This window comes from Mediterranea sp. An20 (genome assembly GCF_002160055.1).
Lineage (GTDB): Bacteria > Bacteroidota > Bacteroidia > Bacteroidales > Bacteroidaceae > Bacteroides > Bacteroides avicola.
In genome coordinates this window covers 1-1,014 of the sequence record NZ_NFJV01000076.1, presented here as the reverse complement: position 1 = coordinate 1,014, position 1,014 = coordinate 1, and the positions used below count along the sequence as shown (strand labels likewise).

General features: G+C 52.0%; 2 protein-coding genes. Both read left to right on the top strand.

Annotation, left to right across the window (positions count from 1 at the left end; translation table 11 throughout):
• Window positions 1–96 precede the first annotated feature (96 nt).
• Window positions 97–210 (top strand): smalltalk protein, encoded by a 114-nt coding sequence (locus B5F34_RS17670; RefSeq protein WP_162609359.1) that lies wholly within the window; start codon window positions 97–99, stop codon window positions 208–210.
• A 13-nt stretch (window positions 211–223) separates the two neighbouring features.
• On the top strand, window positions 224–661 hold the full coding sequence (locus B5F34_RS17180; protein ID WP_087340947.1) for an N-acetylmuramoyl-L-alanine amidase: 438 nt from the start codon (window positions 224–226) through the stop codon (window positions 659–661).
• Window positions 662–1,014: the final 353 nt, after the last annotated feature.

The following is a 1,014-nucleotide window of genomic DNA, read 5'->3' as shown; positions in this document are numbered from 1 at the left end:
CTCAGAATGACAGACACCTCATTCTCCATGATAGTATAAACTAATTCTGATTGATTACTTAAATTGAATTTATTGATTACTTACCTACCTATTTTTATGCAACAGAAAAACAGTACACCCAAAACCGTGTGGGGCATCGTCCTCAAAGTCATCATCGCCGTAGCTTCTGCCGTGGCAGGGGCATTCGGCATCAGCGCCTGCGGAAATTAAAAACCGGAGAAGCATGAGGCGCATCACCCTGATAATCATCCACTGCTCCGCCACCCCTGAGGGACGGAGCCTGGATTTTGAGACCTGCCGAAACGACCACATCCGGCACCGCGGATTCCGGGACATCGGATACCACTTCTACATCACGCGGGACGGGACCATACATCCGGGACGCCCGCTGGAACAGGTGGGGGCGCACTGCCGCAACCACAACCGGCACTCCATAGGCATCTGCTACGAAGGCGGACTGTCCGGAAACAGAAAACCCGCCGACACGCGGACCCTCCCACAGAAAGGGGCGATGCTTGCCCTGCTGCGCGAACTGAAGCGGATCTTCCCCCATGCCCTCATCGTGGGACACCGGGACCTGAACCCGCAGAAAGACTGCCCCTGCTTCGATGCGGTAGGGGAATACAGAAATTTAACAGGCCCTCTTACTGTCTACCAGTAAAAAAGCACAGAAAAAAGATTCCCCTACGCCGAAAATGAAAAGTTTATCTGTCTCTGAGTAAGAGTCTGTTTAATTTTTCCTCTTTTAAGTTTCAAAAAATACGGGAGAGGAGGCATCTCATTGAGGTGATTCTTGTAGTATTATTCTCGCGTAGAATAAATAAAAGACACCCACCTCTCCCGTTATACTTTCACTGAGCCGGGCCGGCCTCACGGGCTTTACGCCCGATACGCTTGTCGAACCACACGTTCAGCAGCGTCCACACCAGTATGTCGGTGATGAACACCAGCGTGTTGTCCATGCGGTGGGCAGCCAGCAGGTTGAAGACACTGAAGCAGGCGGACATCAGCAGG

Coding starts and splice junctions, on each gene's coding strand:
- B5F34_RS17180 (WP_087340947.1), top strand. CDS start 224: ATGAGGCGCATCACCCTGATAATCATCCACTGCTCCGCCACCCCTGAG.
- B5F34_RS17670 (WP_162609359.1), top strand. CDS start 97: ATGCAACAGAAAAACAGTACACCCAAAACCGTGTGGGGCATCGTCCTC.